General features: G+C 62.1%; 15 protein-coding genes. 9 read left to right on the top strand and 6 right to left on the bottom strand.

Translation table 11 applies throughout. From position 1 onward, the window contains the following. Window positions 1–12 precede the first annotated feature (12 nt). From GA829_RS13360 to GA829_RS13350, 3 genes are read right to left on the bottom strand one after another with little or no spacing between them, the layout of a single operon-like run. Window positions 13–1,011 carry an ABC transporter permease gene (locus GA829_RS13360; RefSeq protein ID WP_195178960.1) on the bottom strand — a complete coding sequence of 333 codons (999 nt, stop codon included), beginning with the start codon at window positions 1,009–1,011 and terminating at the stop codon, window positions 13–15. After that, on the bottom strand, window positions 999–2,594 hold the full coding sequence (locus GA829_RS13355; protein WP_195178959.1) for a sugar ABC transporter ATP-binding protein: 1,596 nt from the start codon (window positions 2,592–2,594) through the stop codon (window positions 999–1,001). The genes GA829_RS13360 and GA829_RS13355 overlap by 13 nt, the downstream gene beginning before the upstream one ends. Before the next feature lie 11 nt (window positions 2,595–2,605). Next, entirely contained in the window at window positions 2,606–3,307 is a 702-nt protein-coding gene (locus GA829_RS13350; protein WP_195178958.1) for a GntR family transcriptional regulator, read from the bottom strand. A gap of 146 nt (window positions 3,308–3,453) precedes the next feature. Between GA829_RS13350 and GA829_RS13345 the strand changes: the two genes are divergently transcribed. The 7 genes from GA829_RS13345 (at window position 3,454) to GA829_RS13315 (ending at window position 13,604) form a co-directional block, all read left to right on the top strand. After that, a complete protein-coding gene (locus tag GA829_RS13345; RefSeq protein ID WP_195178957.1) occupies window positions 3,454–4,680 on the top strand; it encodes an iron-containing alcohol dehydrogenase in 1,227 nt (408 codons plus the stop codon). Between the two features lie 17 nt (window positions 4,681–4,697). Then, window positions 4,698–6,185, top strand: coding sequence for an NAD-dependent succinate-semialdehyde dehydrogenase (locus GA829_RS13340; protein ID WP_195178956.1), 1,488 nt, complete (start codon window positions 4,698–4,700; stop codon window positions 6,183–6,185). 10 nt (window positions 6,186–6,195) lie between these two features. Continuing rightward, window positions 6,196–7,014 carry an alpha/beta hydrolase gene (locus GA829_RS13335; protein ID WP_195178955.1) on the top strand — a complete coding sequence of 273 codons (819 nt, stop codon included), beginning with the start codon at window positions 6,196–6,198 and terminating at the stop codon, window positions 7,012–7,014. 479 nt (window positions 7,015–7,493) lie between these two features. After that, window positions 7,494–7,874: a hypothetical protein gene (locus tag GA829_RS13330; RefSeq protein WP_195179620.1), complete on the top strand. Its 381-nt coding sequence runs from the start codon at window positions 7,494–7,496 to the stop codon at window positions 7,872–7,874. A 273-nt stretch (window positions 7,875–8,147) separates the two neighbouring features. Continuing rightward, window positions 8,148–8,900, top strand: a complete 753-nt coding sequence (locus tag GA829_RS13325) for an ImuA family protein (protein ID WP_195178954.1) — start codon at window positions 8,148–8,150, stop codon at window positions 8,898–8,900. Beyond that, window positions 8,815–10,335 carry a DUF6504 family protein gene (locus GA829_RS13320; protein WP_195178953.1) on the top strand — a complete coding sequence of 507 codons (1,521 nt, stop codon included), beginning with the start codon at window positions 8,815–8,817 and terminating at the stop codon, window positions 10,333–10,335. The genes GA829_RS13325 and GA829_RS13320 overlap by 86 nt, the downstream gene beginning before the upstream one ends. Further along, entirely contained in the window at window positions 10,332–13,604 is a 3,273-nt protein-coding gene (locus GA829_RS13315) for an error-prone DNA polymerase (RefSeq protein ID WP_195178952.1), read from the top strand. Before GA829_RS13320 ends, GA829_RS13315 begins: the two co-directional genes overlap by 4 nt. A gap of 57 nt (window positions 13,605–13,661) precedes the next feature. On the opposite strand, the gene GA829_RS13310 is transcribed toward GA829_RS13315, so the two are convergent. Next, window positions 13,662–14,252 (bottom strand): SOS response-associated peptidase, encoded by a 591-nt coding sequence (locus GA829_RS13310; protein WP_195178951.1) that lies wholly within the window; start codon window positions 14,250–14,252, stop codon window positions 13,662–13,664. Between the two features lie 60 nt (window positions 14,253–14,312). On the opposite strand from GA829_RS13310, the gene GA829_RS13305 reads away from it, so the two are divergent. Both GA829_RS13305 and dinB read left to right on the top strand, forming a co-directional pair. Further along, window positions 14,313–14,819 (top strand): SOS response-associated peptidase family protein, encoded by a 507-nt coding sequence (locus GA829_RS13305; protein ID WP_195178950.1) that lies wholly within the window; start codon window positions 14,313–14,315, stop codon window positions 14,817–14,819. A gap of 58 nt (window positions 14,820–14,877) precedes the next feature. After that, entirely contained in the window at window positions 14,878–15,963 is a 1,086-nt protein-coding gene (dinB, locus tag GA829_RS13300) for a DNA polymerase IV (RefSeq protein ID WP_195178949.1), read from the top strand. Between the two features lie 33 nt (window positions 15,964–15,996). Here the strand turns inward: dinB and GA829_RS13295 are convergent, their stop codons facing one another. Together GA829_RS13295 and GA829_RS13290 are read right to left on the bottom strand one after the other, a co-directional pair. Further along, a complete protein-coding gene (locus GA829_RS13295; RefSeq protein ID WP_195178948.1) occupies window positions 15,997–16,164 on the bottom strand; it encodes a hypothetical protein in 168 nt (55 codons plus the stop codon). Window positions 16,165–16,520: 356 nt separating this feature from the next. After that, the gene (locus GA829_RS13290; RefSeq protein WP_195178947.1) at window positions 16,521–17,450 is read right to left on the bottom strand and encodes a DUF2493 domain-containing protein; all 930 of its coding nucleotides are present in this window, start codon (window positions 17,448–17,450) and stop codon (window positions 16,521–16,523) included. Window positions 17,451–17,469: the final 19 nt, after the last annotated feature.

Raw genomic sequence — 17,469 nt, 5'->3', positions numbered from 1 at the left:
CCCGACACGGAGCTATTTCGAATTCGAAAACCGCTGGATGAGCATCGCGATGATGATGATGATGCCCTGGACGGCGGCAACCAGGTATTCGGAGACGAAATCCGAAAGCACCATGAGGTTGGCGATGAGTTCCAGGATGACGGCACCGGCGACGGTTCCCCAGACATGGCCCTTGCCGCCGCGCAGCGCGGTGCCACCGATCACCACGGCGGTGATCACCTGCAATTCCCAAAGCTGTCCGGTGGTCGGCGTTGCGGCACCCAGGCGCGGTACATAGCAGATCGCGGCGATCGCTACGCACACGCCCTGGACGATGTAAGCGATGGTGCGGGTCTTGATGACCGAGATGCCGGAATAGCGGGCGACATCCTCATTGGCGCCAACTGCCGCGCATTTGCGTCCGTATTTCATCTTGTAGAGGATGAAGGATGCGACCGCGGCGACGGCAATCGATATCAGGATTGGGACCGGGATACCGGCAACCGAGCCGAAATAGACCGGCCGATACGCTTCGCGCAAAGACCGGTCGATCGGTATTGTGCCACCGTCGGTGAGATAGGTGATCAGCGCCCGAAAAATCCCCATCGTGCCGAGAGTCGCAATGAATGGTTCGATCCGGCCGATGGTGACGATAAGGCCGTTGGCGAGGCCACACAGCAGGCCGACCAGAATAGCCACGAGCATTCCGGCCGGAATGGCCCATACCCCGACGTGTGGCGCGACCGAATTCATGAACATGATGGTAATGCCGGTGACGAAGGCCGCCATCGACCCGACGGAGAGATCGAGCCCGCCGGATGAGATCACGAATGTCGCGCCGACCGCGATGATGGCGATGAAAGCACTGCGGGTAATGACGTTGGCAAGATTGGTCGCCGACAGGAAGTCGGGATTGATGAGGAACCCCGCCACGAGCAGGGCAGCCAATGCCACAAAGGGCCCGACATCCGTCCAGGTGAGATTCAGATTGCTGAACCGGCGTGTAGTTGGGGACCCGGTTATGACAGCCATTGTATTGCTCCCTTGGCCTTTGGCCTCGGCTTGGGGCCACTGGTGGCCAGCACGGCCACGTTGCTTTCAGTCATTTCGGCACCGCTGACTTCTCCGGTGACGTGCCCTTCACGCATAACCAGGATGCGATCGCACAGGCCGATCAGTTCTTGCATCTCCGAAGAGATGACGATGCAGGCTTTTTCCTTGGCCACCAGGGCGTGGATGAAGGCGTAGATTTGGGCCTTGTTGGCGATGTCGATGCCGCGCGTCGGCTCATCGATGATGACCACCGATGGGTTGGTCAAAAGGACCTTGGCAAGCAGAAGTTTCTGCTGGTTGCCACCAGAAAGTTGGGCCGCCTTGGCACCCAGGCTTTTTACCCTGATATCATAGGTTTCGACGGCCTTTTCCAAAGCCTCCGTTTCGCGGCGGCGGCCCATCGAAAGGCCGGGATGGAACACATCCAGAGCCGACAGCGTCAGGTTGGGCGCCAAGCGCTCCTGCAGTAGCAGCCCCTTGCCTTTGCGATCCTCGGTCAAGTAGCCGACGCCGGCATTGATCGCGGCGCGCTGCGACTGGAAATGGATCGGCTTGCCTTCGAGCTCGACCGTCGCGCTCCCTAGGCGCAGACCGATGATGCCCTCGAACAATTCGGTTCGTCCGGAGCCAACCATGCCTGCGAAGCCGAGGATTTCGCCCTTGTGGACCGTGAACGATACGCCCTCGGCATAGCCAGGAACGGTGGCGTTGATGACTCTCAGCATTGGTACGTCTGACGGCGCCACCCTCCTTTCGGGATAAAGCGCGGCCAACTCGCGGCCGACCATAAGGCGAGCCATGTCCATCTGGTCCAGCGTCTTGCCGGGGTAGGTCCCGACCATCTTGCCGTCGCGCAGAACGGTCACCTTGTCGGCGACCCTTTGCACCTCATCCAACCGGTGGCTGATATAGAGCACGGCCGTGCCGTGAGCCTTCAGTTGCAGCACGATCTCCAGCAGCCGTTCGACTTCTCCGCCAGTCAACACTGCGGTTGGCTCATCGAAGATTACCACCTTGTAGTCGTCGAGCAGCGCGCGGGCGATCTGCACCATCTGCCGATCGGCCAGCGAGATGTCGCGCACCAGCGCGGTCGGCGATACGTAACAGCCGATTTGCGCCAGCTTCTCTGCCGCCAGCCGCCGCATAGTACGGTCATCCACGATCGGCCCGCGCGAAAGCTCGCGCCCGAGGAACAAATTGTCGGTGACCGTCAGCGCCTCGGCGAGCAGGATTTCTTGATGGACCAGCGCGATGCCGGCATCCTGCGCCTGATCGGGTTTGCTGAAGGTCATCTGTCGGCCGGCCATCGACAAGGTGCCGCTGGTCGGCTCAACGTAGCCGGACAAGAGCCGCATGAAGGTCGACTTGCCGGCGCCATTCTCGCCGATGATGGCATGAATTTCGCCGGGAAAGATGTCGAGCACGACATCCGAAAGCACGGTCACAGGGCCGTATTGCTTCGAAAGGTTTTGCGCGCGTAGCACCGGTGCCAAAGCGCCAAGCGTGTCGTCATAGGGCAGCGTTCTTCCTCCCTCCCCAGCAAAATTCGCGGTTGCGGACATTGGTTCAGGCCTCAATCGAACGCCGGTAACAAGCGATCGCGAGAGTGCTCGATGTGGAGACGCATCGCTTTTTGGGCGGCATCAGGATCGGCCAAGCTGAAGGCGGAGAGGATCGCTTCGTGCTCGTCTAGCGCTTCTTCCGTCACGCGCGAATGGAACATCAGTCGGAAGATGTGGAAGTGCGTGTGCTGATAGCTCAGCGTTTCGCGAATGAGCTCGTTTTCAGAAAATTCCATGATCTTGTCGTGGAAAATGGCGTCTTGCCTGGCGAAGTTCGAATAGCGCAACCGGTCGTCCTTACCTTCGCGGCGCGACATCACACCGGCCGCCTCGGCTAAGATGTCGAGCTTGGCCTCGTCCATGGCTACGGCGGCCCTGGCCGCACCGTGGGGCTCGAGCAGCAGGCGCATCTCGTAAAGTTCGTCGAAACGGCGCCGCGTGATCTGCGGCGCCGCGCGGTAGCCGATCAGATGCGTCTTGAGCACCAGGCCTTCGCCCTCGAGGCGGCCCAGCGCTTCGCGGATAGGGGTGTGCGAGACGTTGAATTCCTTGACCAGGTTGTCGACAGTGATGCGCGACCCCGGCGCGATCTTCAGAGACATCAGTTGCGCGAAGATGGCGTCGTAGACGTCTTCGACGAGGCTGTTCGATCGCTGGATGCGGCCGACGCCTAGAGAATTTTCGCCTACACCGCTGAAGTTTTCCGACTGCATTTTTCGACCCTTGACCGTGCAGACTGCTAACACGAGCATTTGACCGATGCAATACGATATCCTATAGGATTTTAAACAGCCAAGTTTTCAACGAACGCCACGAACATTCTCCTTTTCCAACAATTGCCCAAAGGATGCGCGCCACCATGAGCCTTTTCGCTGCCCTCCGGCTACCTCGCGAAATTCTGTTCGGGAAGGGACAGCGCCATGTGCTGCCCATGGTAGCAGGCAGGTTCGGCCGGCGCGCGGTGGTCTGCACCGACGAGCGTTTTGCCGGCACCACAGTGTTCGCGGAAATCGTCGAAGCGCTTCAGGCCGCGTCGATCGAAGTGCTGGTGCATGACCGCGTCCTGCCTGACGTGCCGCGTGACACTGTCGGCATCTGTGTCGATGAGGCTAGGGGATTCAAGCCTGAAATGGTGATAGGCATTGGCGGCGGCAGCTGCCTCGATTTCGCCAAATGCGCGACCTTGCTTATCAGCCATGGCGGCAAGCTTCAGGACTACTATGGTGAGTTCAAGGTGCCCGGTCCGACGCTGCCGTTGATCGCCGTGCCCACGACGGCCGGCACCGGTTCGGAAGTGACGCCCGTGGCGGTCATCTCTGATCCCGACCGGACGCTCAAGGTCGGCATATCGAGCCCCTATCTTATCGCCGCTGTCGCGCTATGCGACCCTGAATTGACGATGACCTGTCCGCCCGGCCTGACGGCGATCGCCGGCGCCGACGCCCTTACGCATGCAATCGAGGCCTTCACCGCCATGCGCAGAGGCGAAGACCCCAACCTGCCGCAACATCATGTCTTCATTGGCAAGACCGCGCTGACCGACCATTTCGCGTTGCTGGCCATCAAACTGCTTGGACGCAGTCTTGAAAAGGCTTGCGCCAACGGCGGCGACGCCGATGCGCGCGCCGATGTCATGATGGGTGCGCTGGCGGCAGGCTGCGCGTTTGGCACCGCGGGCACGGCGGCAGCACACGCTATACAGTATCCCGCCGGCGCCCTGACACACACGGCCCACGGTTTGGGCGTGGCGACGATGATGCCTTACGTCATGACCTACAACCGTCGCGTCGCCGCCGCCGAGATGGCCGAGATCGGTAACGCACTTGGCCTCGAGGCCAAAGGGCGGGACACTGACGAGATGGCGGGCGCGACTATCGAGGAAGTCAGCCGGATGTTCGCGGCGATCGGCATCACGCCAACGTTGGCCAGTCTCGGCCTTCCCGCCGACAAGCTCGACTGGACCGCCGAGCAAGCGCTCGGCATCGAACGGTTGATCAAGAACAACCCGCGCCCGTTTGATCTCGTCGCGATGCGACGCCTCGTTCAGGCGGCGCATGACGGCGACCTCCAAGCCTGCGCCATGTAAACCGACGGAACACGACAATGAACCTTCCCTTTGACGCCCAGCAGATCGACCAGGACGGCTACGACGTGCGCGGCTTTTCCCATGGACTTTACATTGACGGAAGATGGCGTTCCTCCTCCGACGGTCGGCTTATTGATGTCGTTGATCCCTCTTCCGGGGCGGTGATCGCGGCGGTTCCCGACGCGACGCTTGAAGACGCCGCTGCCGCTGTAGAGGCCGCCGCCAAGGCCGCCAAGGGATGGCGGGAGACGGCACCGCGCAAGCGCTCGGAAATTCTCAGGCGCTGTTTCGAGCTCATGGTCGAACGGTCGGAAACGCTCGCCATGCTGATTTCGCTGGAGAACGGCAAGGCGCTGCGCGACGCGCGCGGCGAGGTGGCCTATGCGGCCGAATTCTTCCGCTGGAACGCGGAGGAAGCGGTGCGCATCACTGGTGAGTTCGGCACCGCGCCGTCCGGCACCAACCGAATCGTGGTCGACTATGAGCCAATCGGTATATGCGTGCTGATCACGCCATGGAATTTTCCGGCCGCCATGGCAACGCGAAAGATCGCGCCCGCACTGGCGGCGGGCTGCACGGTGATCCTCAAACCGGCTAGCGAAACGCCGCTGACGGCCTATGCGCTGGCCGCGCTCTACAGCGAAGCTGGTGTTCCGCCTGGTGTCGTCAACGTGGTCACCACGACCAATCCCGGTCCTCTGGCATCGGCGATGCTGGCCGATCCGCGGGTGAGAAAACTGTCCTTCACCGGCTCGACCGGGGTTGGCCGGACCTTGCTCGGAGAGGCGGCGAAGCATGTGATCTCCTGTTCTATGGAGCTTGGCGGCAACGCGCCCTTCGTCGTCTTTGATGATGCCGATCTCGACGCCGCGCTGGACGGTGCTATGATCGCCAAGATGCGCAATGCCGGTGAGGCTTGCACGGCCGCCAACCGCTTCTATGTACAAGCGGGCATCCACGACGCGTTCGCCGACGGCCTGCGCAAGCGCATGGCGGCGCTGAACGTGGGGGCAGGCACTAATGCCGAAACCGAATGCGGGCCGATGATCACGAGGAAGGCTGTCGAAAAGATCGATCGGCTGGTCAAGGACGCGGTCGAGCGGGGGGCAAGGGTGCTGTGCGGTGGGTCGATTTCGGAAGAAGATGGCTTCTTCTATCCGCCGACCGTGCTGTCTGAAGTGCCGCGCGACGCCGATATGGCTCATGAGGAGATTTTCGGACCGGTAGCTCCGATCACGCGATTCGAAACTGAGGCCGAGGCTATCACCTACGCGAATGACACCGAATACGGCTTGGCTGCATATATCTATACGCGCGACGTGGGGCGCGGCATGCGTGTGGCGTCGGGTATCGAGGCCGGTATGATAGGCCTCAACCGCGGGCTGATGTCGGATCCGGCAGCGCCATTCGGAGGCGTCAAGCAGAGCGGTCTCGGCCGCGAAGGCGGCCAACACCACGGCATCGCTGAGTTCATGGAAGCGAAATACATTGCCGTCACTTTCTGAGCCCGCTCCCATGCCGACAGACCCCTTCCGCACCCGGGACCATGTTCCTGAATTTGACGACATCGTTGCCGACATCAAGGACCGCAGTGTCGCGACGCGCGTCAGGCTGCCTATGCTGGCTGACATCGCCTATGGTCCCCACAATGCCGAGCGGCTCGACCTGCTCTTTCCGCGCGACCGCATCGGGAATCTGCCGGTCCACATCTTCATTCATGGCGGCTATTGGCGCATGTTTTCCAAGAGCGACTACTCCTATATCGCCGATACAGTTACCAAAGCAGGAGCGATCGCGGTCGTTATAGAATACGCGCTTATGCCGGAGGTCAGGATGGCGACGATCGTCGACCAGGTCCGGCGGGCCAAGCAGTGGGTGTTAAACAACATCGCCGCCCATGGCGGTGATCCTAATAGGCTAACCGTCAGCGGTCACTCAGCGGGCGCCCATCTTGCCACATTTCTATTCGACAGGGATTCGCCGGGGGCCGTTCGGTCGACCTTGCTGCTCGGCGGGCTCTATGACCTCAGGCCATTACAGGATTCATTCCTGAAGCCACTAATCGGTATCACCGACGAGGAGGTCGAGGCATTTTCGCCCATGAAACGCGATCATCCGCCGCAGACCGACGTGATGATTTTGGTAGGTGAAGCGGAAACACAACCATTTCACCTCCAGGCATCGCGGTTTGCCAAGCTCTTAACGACACAAGGGCTTGCGGTGAACGAATTCATCCTTGAGGCCCGGAACCACATGAATAGCGTTCGTGATCTGGGCGACTATCAATCTCGCGCCGGCTGCTGCCTGGCAAGGCTCATCGAAGGCGTTCGTTAATAGATGATCCGAATGCGTGCTCGCTTACCGCAGTGGCTAGCTCTTCCTACGTCGGTCGCGAAAAACCTCCATCGCCAAGTCGCTTCTCTCGCCCGATTTTGACGCCGGGTCAGCGGTCTCCTGCAATAAGTCGTCCGCTCCCAAATCTTACTACCAAACTTGGCTGTCAGCGGCGTATGCTTTCGAGCAATGGAAAAGCAGCCTTAACGACCGAATGTGCACGCAAAGCTGCCAGACAAGGCGTGGGGGCTGGAAAGAGCCCGACTGCTTCAACGATGAACACATTGCCGCTAGGCAATGCCTAGAACGATAGAAGCGCCGGAGAAAGCAAGGTGAGGTCAGCAACCGGTATTATGAAATGCCGATAGCGCATCCGACGCGTCGCCGCCCGATCCTGCGCAGCCATGTCGACGCGTCGAAAAGTGTGAATGATTACCAGCGGCTATTGCCAATCGCAACAGACCGCTCACTGTCTCCAGATGGCGGCAGGTCATATTGAATTGGTGTTGTTCGAGCAGTCGCTTGCCGATGGTGACGGAATGCATCGGCCGTTTGGTGAGCGTATCGCCGATGCCGCAGACAAAACCTCGGGCCATGTCTTGTTCGATGTTCGTGTGGACGGTGACGCGCAGATTCGCAGAATGGCAGCGATAGGGTACGGCGATGCCGACGCTGCTATAGTCGTGCTTGAGAAAGGCGGCCAACTTAAATGCACATCAGTAAACGGTGATTCGACACTCCTGGTGGCAGACCTGGCTGCATGGGAGGCGGCTCCATTGAGGGATCATGTGAGAAATCAGTACCATGCGACGGCACTGATCCTGTTGTCGAAGCTTCGTGGGTCCGGTCACCTCACGTAATCGGCGCGGCGTCCACAATTTGCGATAATGCGATGTTGGATGAAAACGGGCTCATGTCTCACGGGTCGCAACCATTCTTACACTAGCAAAGTCAGCCTTGAACGGCCGTTCTGAGCTGCGAGGCATCCGTTTCGCCGAAGCCCGGATGATGATTCCACAACCACGGAAGGAAGGCGGGCGCCGCAGCGGACTCATCCCTTGACTCTTCCGCACAAAAAGCAGAACAAATAAAGAACATGCTTATATGCGCTTTCATGGAGGTCAACCACCATCTTGCGGCCGGAGCCCGCCATAGACTCATTGCGTGCGCGGATCGAGAAGATCGAGGGGCGCAATCGCCGCGCCAGATCGGTGCTGCCTTTCGGCATCGCCGCGTTGGATTCACGACTTCCCGGTGGAGGACTGGCGCTTGGCGCCCTGCATGAAATCGCCGGCGGCGGAAACGGCGCCATCGATGGCGCGGCCGCAGCACTTTTTGCGGGCGGCGTTGCGGCGCGCACACGAGGCAAGATCTTGTGGTGCATCACCCGGCCTGACCTGTTCGCGCCGGCGCTGGCGCAGGCAGGTCTGCCATCGGACCGCGTCATCTATGTCGAGGCCGGCGACGACAAGACAATTCTGGCCTGCATGGAAGAAGGCATCCGGCACGGTGGACTTGGCGCCGTCGTCGGTGAAGTCGCACGCCTGAGCATGACCTCTTCGCGGCGCCTGCAACTCGCCGCCGAGAGCGCCCACACGATCGGTATCGTGCTGCGAAGATGGCGGCGGCAGACGGAGGCAGCCGATTTCGGCCAGCCCACGGCCGCGATGACACGCTGGCGCGTCTCCGTCCTGCCCTCGGCGCCGCTGCCCGTTCCTGGCGTTGGCCGTCACCGATGGCTGGTCGAATTGATCCGCGCCCGCGCGGGTGAAAGTGCGGATTTCGAACTGGAGGCGTGTGATGACAAGGGTCGTCTCGCTGTTCCTGTCGACCTGGTCGACAGATCGGGCGCGGCGCAAGGCCGGCGACGCGGCGCCTCCGCCTGAGGCGCCGCTTGTCCTGATCGGCCGCGATAAAAACAGGCGTGTGGTGCTCGCGGCGGATGCCGCGGCATTCGCCGCAGGCCTGCGTCCAGGCATGCCGGTGACGAAGGCGCAGGTGCTGGTGCCGGGATTGGTGGTCCAGGACGCCGATCCTGCCGCGGACGCCGAGGCGCTCGAGCGGCTCGCCGTCTGGATGCTTCGATTCGCGCCGATCGTCGCGCCAGATCCTGCGTGCGGGATCGTCATCGACTCGACAGGCGCCGACCATCTCCATGGTGGCGAAGCCGCCATGCTGGAGGGCATGATCGGCCGCCTGGCAATGTCGGGGATCGCCGCGCGCGCAGCGGTAGCCGATAGCCGGGGCACGGCGCACGCTCTGGCCCGGCACAGTGGCCAGCCCATCCTCATTGCACCGCCCGGTCACGGTCGATCCATCCTCGAACCGCTCCCGCTCGAGGCGCTGCGGATCGCGCCCTCGACAGCAGCCGAGCTGAGAAGGCTCGGCTTCCAGCGCATAGGCGATCTCTTGAAGCAGCCGCGCGCGCCACTTGTCCTGCGGTTCGGCCCGGAGATCGGCCGCCGCATCGATCAGGCCCTTGGCGACACCGCCGAGCCGATCGAACAGGTTCGGCCGCCTGACATTGTCGAAGTCCGCCGCGCCTTCGCCGAGCCGATCGGCGCTGCCGAGACACTGGCCCTCTATATCGGCATACTCGTCGCTCAACTCTGCGAACGGTTGGAAAAGCGCGGCCTCGGGGCCCGACGCCTCGACCTCATCTGTCAGCGCGTCGACAGCCAGGCCCAGGCGGTCCGGGTCGGCATGGCGACGCCCGTCCGCGACGTCAAACGGCTGACAAGGTTGCTCTGCGACAAGATCGAGACCATTGCACCCGGCTTCGGCATCGAAATGATGACGCTGGCAGCGACATCGGCCCAACCCGTGGAGCGCAGGCAGATGGCGAGCGCGCTCGTCGACGACAGCGTTCCCGATGTATCCGACCTCATCGATACACTGATAAACCGTGTCGGCGAGCGCGCCGTCTACCGCTTGGCGCCCGTCGCCAGTGATGTGCCGGAGCGTTCCGTCGGCCGGATCGCAGCGATGGCCGCCGATACGGGCGTAACCTGGCCCGGACACTGGCCGCGGCCATCGCGCCTGCTGCCGCAGCCGGATCCGGTCGAAACCGTGGCGCTTTTGCCCGACCATCCGCCGGTCTCTTTCACCTGGCGCGGCGTGCGCCGGCGCGTCAAGCGCGCGGACGGGCCAGAGCGGGTCTTTGGCGAATGGTGGAAGCGTGACGCCGAACTCGCGGCGGTGCGCGATTATTTCCGCGTCGAGGACGACGCCGGCGAGCGCTACTGGCTCTATCGCGCCGGCGACGGCGAGGATCAAGCGACCGGATCGCACCGCTGGTTCCTGCATGGGGTGTTCGGATGAGCGCGGCCCGCTACGCCGAACTGCAGGTCACCTCGCATTTCAGCTTCCTGCGCGGGGCATCCTCGGCCGAGGAACTGTTTTCGCAAGCCGCCCTTCTCGGCATCGAGGCGCTCGCCATCGCCGATCGCAACGGTCTCGCCGGTATCGTGCGCGCCCATGAGGCCGCCAGGACGACCGGCGTGCGCCTGATCGTCGGTTGCCGTCTCGACCTCAACGACGGCAGATCGCTGCTTGTCTATCCGACAGACCGGGCAGCCTATTCCCGGCTATGCCGGCTGCTCTCGCTTGGCAAGGGACGGGCCGGAAAAGGCAAATGCCAGCTCGAATGGAGCGATGTCGTCGCCTATGGCGAGGGTCTGATCGCCATGCTGCTGCCTGACATGGCCGATGACGACCTGGCGCTCAGCCTGCGGCATCTGCGCGAAGCGTTCGGCGATCGGGCCTACATGGCGCTGACGCTCAGGCGCAGGCCCAACGATCAGCTTCGCCTGCATGACTTGGCCGCCCTTGCATTTCAGATGAAGGTGCCGACAGTCGTTACCAACGACGCGCTCTTCCATGAGCCTGGCCGGCGCATGCTGCAGGACGTCGTCACCTGCATCCGACACAATGTGACGATCGACGTGCTCGGCGACCGACGCGAGCGCCATGCAGACCGCTATCTCAAGCCGCCGGCCGAAATGCAGCGCCTTTTCGCGCGCTATCCCGAGGCGCTGGCCCGCACGCTCGAGATCGCCGACCGCTGCCGGTTTTCCCTTGACGAGCTTGCTTACCAATATCCTGAAGAGCGTGACGACCCGTCGCTGACGCCACAGCAGTCGCTTGAAGAATTGACCTGGAAGGGCGCCGACGAGCGTTACCCCGAAGGCGTGCCGGATGGGGTCGTGGCCTCGCTGCGCCACGAGTTGCGGCTGATCGAGAAGCTGAACTACGCGCCGTATTTCCTGACCGTGAACGCGATCGTGCGCTTCGCCCGATCGAAGGACATCCTGTGCCAGGGCCGCGGTTCGGCAGCCAATTCGGCGGTCTGCTATGTACTCGGCATCACCTCGATCGATCCCGGCCGCAACGACCTGTTGTTTGAGCGTTTCGTCTCCGAGGAACGCCGCGAGCCTCCCGATATCGACGTCGACTTCGAGCACGAGCGGCGCGAGATCGTCATGCAATGGGTTTTCGACACCTACGGACGCGACCATGCTGCACTCTGTTCAACAGTTGTCCGCTATCGCACCAAGGGAGCGTTGCGCGATGTCGGCAAGGCGCTCGGCCTGCCTGATGACCTCATCCGCACTTTGTCAGGCCAGGTCTGGGGCTGGTCCGAGGAAGGCGTCGAAGACAGACATGTCGAGGCGCTCAACCTGAACCTCGCCGACCGCCGCTTGCGGCTCGCGCTCGATCTCGCGCGTCAGCTGATGGGCGCCCCGCGCCATTTGAGCCAGCACCCGGGCGGCTTCGTGCTCACCCATGACCGTCTAGACGACCTGGTGCCGATCGAACCGGCAAGCATGAAGGACCGCCAGGTGATCGAATGGGACAAGGATGATATCGACGCCCTGAAATTCATGAAGGTCGACGTGCTGGCGCTCGGCATGCTGACCTGCATGAAGAAAGGCCTCGACTTGCTTGCCGACCACAAGGACATCCGGCTCGACCTTGCCACCATCCCGGCGGAGGATCCGCGTACCTACGCCATGATCAGGAAGGCTGACACGCTCGGCACCTTCCAGATCGAGAGCCGCGCCCAGATGTCGATGCTGCCGCGGCTGAAGCCACGCACCTTCTATGACCTCGTCGTCCAGGTCGCGATCGTGCGCCCCGGGCCGATCCAGGGCGACATGGTCCATCCCTATCTGCGCCGGCGCCAAGGACTGGAGCCGGTGCATTACCCGAAGCCGGAGCTTGAGAAGGTGCTCGGCAAGACGCTGGGCGTGCCGCTGTTCCAGGAGCAGGCGATGCGCGTCGCCATCGAATGCGCCGGCTTCACGCCGGGCGAAGCCGACATGCTGCGCAAGTCCATGGCCACCTTCAAGTTCACCGGCGGGGTTTCGTCATTCAAGACCAAGCTGATCGAGGGCATGGTCGACAATGGATACGAGCGCGACTTCGCCGAGCAGACATTCAGGCAGCTTGAAGGCTTCGGCTCGTATGGCTTTCCAGAAAGCCACGCGGCCTCCTTCGCGCTGATCGCCTATGCCTCGGCATGGCTCAAATGCTGGCATCCAGACGTATTTTGCGCGGCTCTGCTGAACAGCCAGCCGATGGGTTTCTACGCACCGGCACAGATCGTGCGGGACGCGGCAGCACACGGCATCGACATCCGCCCGGCTTGCGTCAACGCTTCGCGTTGGGACTGCAGCCTCGAGCCCGCTTCGGATGATGGCCGTTTCGCCGTTCGACTGGGACTGCGCATGGTGCGAGGGCTTGCCAATGCGCCCGCCGGCACGATCGTCGCCGCCCGGGCCGACCAGCCCTTCGCCAGCGTTGATGATCTGTGGCGCAGGGCCGGTGTGCCGCAGGCGGCTTTGGTTCAGCTCGCCGAGGCCGACGCATTCGGCCCCTCGCTTGGCCTCGCGCGGCGCGAGGCGCTCTGGGCCATCAAGGCGCTGCGGGATGAACCCCTGCCCCTGTTTGCCGCCGCGTCGGCCAGGGAGGCGGACATGGTGCCCGAAGTGATCGAACCGGCAGTCGCGCTGCGGCCGATGACCGCCGGCGGCGAGGTCGTGGAAGATTACCGCCACATCGGCTTGTCATTGCGCAGCCACCCGGTCTCTTTCCTGCGCGGCGATCTGCGCCGCCGCGGCATTGTCTCCTGCGCCGAGGCCATGGACGCGCGCGACGGCCGTTGGCTGGAAGCCGCGGGTATCGTTCTGGTCCGGCAGCGTCCGGGTTCCGCCAAGGGCGTCATGTTCATCACCCTCGAAGACGAAACCGGCGTCGCCAATCTGGTTGTCTGGGCGAAAGTGTTCGAGCAGTTCAGGCGCACCGTGCTGTCAGCGGGCATGGTCGCGGTGCGCGGCCGCATCCAGCGGGAAGGCGAAGTCGTCCACCTCGTCGCACGGCGGATCACCGATCTCTCGCATGAGCTGGCAAGTGTCGGCGAGCGCGAGGGCAGCTTCCCGGTGCCGTATGCTCGCGCGGACGAGGTGCGCTATGGCGGCGCGGGACCTGATCCGCGCCAGCTGCCGCCCAAGGGGCTGCGCACCCGAGACATCTACATTCCCGACCTGCGCATCGACAACATCAAGGTGAAGACACGGGATTTCAGGTGACGTTATTTTCTCGGCCGGTCTAAAACCGTAGGGTCGGCCGGTAAGGACACCCCGACATTACCCGACCTGCTCGACCAAAAGCGTTCCCGCCTGCAGGGGCTTGATCAGGGATTTCGCGGACACCGACGGGTCGAGCCAGCTTGCCCAATCCTTCCGGTCGAGGATGACGATCTGCCGGTCGTGATAGGGCGCAATGTCGGGACCCGGCTCCATCGTGAGCATCGTGAACGCTTCACCGACGTCCTCCGTTTGGCGCCAGATGCCGGCAATGCAGAAGATCGGCTCATCGCGTTTGGTGAAGAGCCACTTGTCCTTGCGTCTCTTTCCCGTCTCTGTCGGGTCGGTGAACTCATAGAAGCCATCGGCCAGGATCAGGCAGCGGTTCGATGCGAATTCGCGACCATCCGAGCGGAAATTGTAGACCGGTCGCTTGTTCTGTGCGGGCCAGCTCCAGCGCCGCTGGACCAGATCGCCCTCGCCGCCCACGCCGTCGAGCCCGCGGACAATTGGCCCGGCATCCGTGATCTTGATGTCCTGACGTGCCTCAACGTTCGGCATGCCTTCGCTGAAGCGTATCTTGATCTTGAGATCGGCGAAATCCTCCATGATCGAAGCGACATCCACCATCAGCCGATAATCATTGCACATGTGTCACCCGGTTTATTCGGTGTTGCGTGGCAAATTTGTTCCTGTTATGTTCTTTTGAGTATGAGCGCAAGAGCTTTCGATTTCGACGGACCGCTCGACGAACGCCGCGTCATCATAAGGCGCACCGGCCGCGATGTTGAGATGCTTGAGTTGCCGTGGGGCCTTCAACCCCAGGAACCAGGCGGCCGCCCCTTCACCACCGTGCGGGCGGAGGAGCGCGTGTTTGCCAGTCATCGCTGCCTCGTGCCGGCCTCCGAATTCCGCCATCACAGCCAGGGCAAGAATTACAGCTTTCGCCTTGCGGATGGCGACTGGTTTTATTTCGCCGGCATCTGGCGGCCCGCGACGCGCGATTGGCCGGAGGCTTACGCAATTCTTACGATCGACGCCAACGACGACATAGCGCCCTATCATGACCGCCAGATGGCCGTGCTGCGGCGCAACGAACGCTCGGCCTGGCTCGACATGACGCGTCCAGAACAGGACGTGCTTCGTCCTCTGCCTGGAGCGAGTTTTTTGATTTCGCGTCACCGGCAGGCCCGTCGGCAAGGTGAATTCGCGATCTGAAAATTGTAGGTTCCGGCAGCAAGAAGTTCAGACCCAGACGGATTGATAGTTGCCGGCAATGTCTCCTGTCCGCGCCTCAGGCCAGCGCAAGATCATCCACGTCGACATGGATGCGTTCTACGCTTCGGTCGAACAGCGCGACAACCCGGACCTTCGCGGCAAGCCGCTTGCCGTGGGCGGAGCAGCCGCGCGCGGCGTCGTTGCGGCCGCGAGCTACGAGGCCCGCGCTTTTGGCGTTCGCTCTGCGATGCCATCGGTCACGGCGAAGCGGAAATGTCCCGAGCTGATCTTCGTGCCGCCGCGCTTCGAGGTCTACCGGGCCGTCTCGGCGCAGATCCGCGACGTCTTCGCCGAACACACCGATCTCATCGAGCCGCTCTCGCTTGACGAGGCCTATCTCGACGTCACGGAAAACCGGCTCAACATTGCCGCTGCGACGACGGTCGCCGAGATGATCAGGGCGAGGATTCTGCTGGTGACCGGTCTCACCGCGTCCGCCGGCATTTCATACAACAAATTCCTGGCAAAGATGGCCTCCGACCAGAACAAACCGAACGGCCAGTTCGTCATTCCGCCTCGGCTCGGCGCGAGCTTCGTCGAGCAGCTGCCGGTCAAGAAGTTTCACGGTGTTGGTCCCGCGACAGCCGCAAAGATGCAAGGGCTCGGCATCGAAACCGGCGCCGATCTCAAGCAACGATCGCTCCCCTTCCTGCAGCAGCATTTCGGAAAATCAGGCCTCTGGTACTATCAGATCGCACGGGCCATCGACGAACGAGCGGTCGAGCCGGACCGGCCGCGCAAATCGATCGGCGCCGAGGACACCTTTGCGGCGGACATGTTCGATCTCGATGCTGCGCTTGGCGAACTGGCAGCGCTGGTCGCCAAGGTCTGGCGGCATTGCGAAGGCAAAGGCATTCGCGGCAGAACCATCACGCTCAAGGTCAAATTTGCCGACTTTCAGCAGATCACGCGCAGTCGCACGCTTGCGATGCCGATTGAGCTTACCCATTTCGAGGCACTCGCGGCCGATCTTCTGACGTGCTTGTTTCCGGTGAAGAAGGGCATCCGGCTATTGGGCATCACACTCTCGTCGTTGAGTGCCGAATTGCCATCGGAACAACGTCAACTGCGGTTCGAGCTCTAGGGTGAGAGGAGGTCCGGTCAAAGGCCTTCCGGGTCATCGCGCGTGTGGATCGATTTCGCGCACGATCTGCGAAGTCTCTCCGTCATATTCGTCGGCCGGCACGACGGTCAGGCTTCCGTCGCCGGCGCGGAAGATGACAATATTGACCATCAGCGACTTTGCGAGGCTGAAGGCGAAGGCATTTGCTTCTGAGATGGACATCTTCCCGGCTCCTGTTTGAGGCGGGGAGCGATCCCCGCGTGACAGGCGCCCGAAGAGACCGGCCGAGGGCCGCAATCACCGTGAAGGCGGAGCCGAAATGGCGGCACGCTTTGCGTAGTCCGACCCTTTACGGGTTGATGGCATCAGGTCGTCGGACCGGATCAAGGAATTGCGCCAAGAACGCAGGGATCGATCCACGCCCAGTCTGAGGAGCGGGCTGGACCTCGAACTCAAAGCTCACTGCCTTGCCGTCGTCGTGGCCTTGGTTTGCAAGAGTCCGCGCCGCGCCCAGGTCTCGCAGCGACTCGTGACAGGAATGCTGGTGCTGTCGGCTTGGCTCGGCCGAGGGACGACCATCAGGTCGTCCCAAACCTCATGACCGGGATGCCGAGCTTGCGGGCCTTATCGGCGAGATTATCCTGGATGCCAGTGCCTGGAAAATGGATCACGCCTATCGGCATCGTATCGAGCATGGCGTCATTGCGTTTGAACGGAGCGGCCTTGGCGTGCTTCGTCCAGTCGGGTTTGAAGGCGACTTGCGGCACCTTTCGGTTGTGCGCCCACTTCGCGGCGATCAACTCGGCGCCCTTGGGTGATCCACCGTGAAGAAGAACCATGTCCGGATGCTTGGCGTGCACCTGATCGAGCTTGGCCCAGATAAGGTGATGGTCACTGCAATTCAGACCTCCGGTAAAGGCGACCTTCGGACCCGAGGGAAGAAATGCCGTGACGTCGGCGACTTTTCTGGCGGCAAGGAAGTCCCGGCTGTCGATCAGGGCAGCCGTGAGATGACGGCGGTTGATCTTTGAACCGGTGCGCGGTCGCCAGATCGAATGCGTGTGACGCTCGAAGTGCTCGGCGGCCTGGTCACGCATCAACTCGAAGGCATCACGTCGTTCGAGCAAAGTCTGACCTTCGGCGATGAAACGCTCGAGTTCGACAGATTTGACCTCCGATCCATCCTGTTCCGCCTGGAGCCGCCGTTGCGCGCCTTCGTTGTCATCGAGTTCGCGTTCGATCCGTCCCGAAGCTCGATGGAACAGATTGACGGTGCCCCAGAGCAGTTCCTCCAGGTCCGGCTCGAGGCGCGTGTCCGACATCGCCACGACAAGAGCGTCAAAAATGTCGGCAATGCTGCTTGCGACAACTTGGCCCTCTGGAAGCGGGCGCGGATCGGGTTCGTCTTCGAAGGGTCGATAGCCATAAAGCTGGAGTTCGTGCAGGACGTGCGCGGTTGGTGAAGAAGCATGCGTCGGTTCAAACTCGATTTCATGATGGTCGTTCATGTCGCTTTCCTTTTGAAGG

This window comes from Mesorhizobium sp. INR15 (assembly GCF_015500075.1).
Lineage (GTDB): Bacteria > Pseudomonadota > Alphaproteobacteria > Rhizobiales > Rhizobiaceae > Mesorhizobium.
The sequence above is the reverse complement of the archived record's forward strand: the minus strand, read 5'-3'. Positions and strand labels throughout refer to the sequence as shown.

Excerpts from the sequence above, each read along its gene's own strand:
- GA829_RS13315 (WP_195178952.1), top strand. The coding sequence starts at position 10,332 with ATGAGCGCGGCCCGCTACGCCGAACTGCAGGTCACCTCGCATTTCAGC.
- GA829_RS13345 (WP_195178957.1), top strand. The coding sequence starts at position 3,454 with ATGAGCCTTTTCGCTGCCCTCCGGCTACCTCGCGAAATTCTGTTCGGG.
- GA829_RS13295 (WP_195178948.1), bottom strand. The coding sequence starts at position 16,164 with ATGTCCATCTCAGAAGCAAATGCCTTCGCCTTCAGCCTCGCAAAGTCG.
- GA829_RS13330 (WP_195179620.1), top strand. The coding sequence starts at position 7,494 with ATGGCGGCAGGTCATATTGAATTGGTGTTGTTCGAGCAGTCGCTTGCC.
- GA829_RS13355 (WP_195178959.1), bottom strand. The coding sequence starts at position 2,594 with ATGTCCGCAACCGCGAATTTTGCTGGGGAGGGAGGAAGAACGCTGCCC.
- GA829_RS13305 (WP_195178950.1), top strand. The coding sequence starts at position 14,313 with ATGAGCGCAAGAGCTTTCGATTTCGACGGACCGCTCGACGAACGCCGC.
- GA829_RS13290 (WP_195178947.1), bottom strand. The coding sequence starts at position 17,450 with ATGAACGACCATCATGAAATCGAGTTTGAACCGACGCATGCTTCTTCA.
- GA829_RS13360 (WP_195178960.1), bottom strand. The coding sequence starts at position 1,011 with ATGGCTGTCATAACCGGGTCCCCAACTACACGCCGGTTCAGCAATCTG.
- GA829_RS13310 (WP_195178951.1), bottom strand. The coding sequence starts at position 14,252 with ATGTGCAATGATTATCGGCTGATGGTGGATGTCGCTTCGATCATGGAG.
- dinB (WP_195178949.1), top strand. The coding sequence starts at position 14,878 with ATGTCTCCTGTCCGCGCCTCAGGCCAGCGCAAGATCATCCACGTCGAC.
- GA829_RS13340 (WP_195178956.1), top strand. The coding sequence starts at position 4,698 with ATGAACCTTCCCTTTGACGCCCAGCAGATCGACCAGGACGGCTACGAC.
- GA829_RS13335 (WP_195178955.1), top strand. The coding sequence starts at position 6,196 with ATGCCGACAGACCCCTTCCGCACCCGGGACCATGTTCCTGAATTTGAC.
- GA829_RS13350 (WP_195178958.1), bottom strand. The coding sequence starts at position 3,307 with ATGCAGTCGGAAAACTTCAGCGGTGTAGGCGAAAATTCTCTAGGCGTC.
- GA829_RS13320 (WP_195178953.1), top strand. The coding sequence starts at position 8,815 with ATGACAAGGGTCGTCTCGCTGTTCCTGTCGACCTGGTCGACAGATCGG.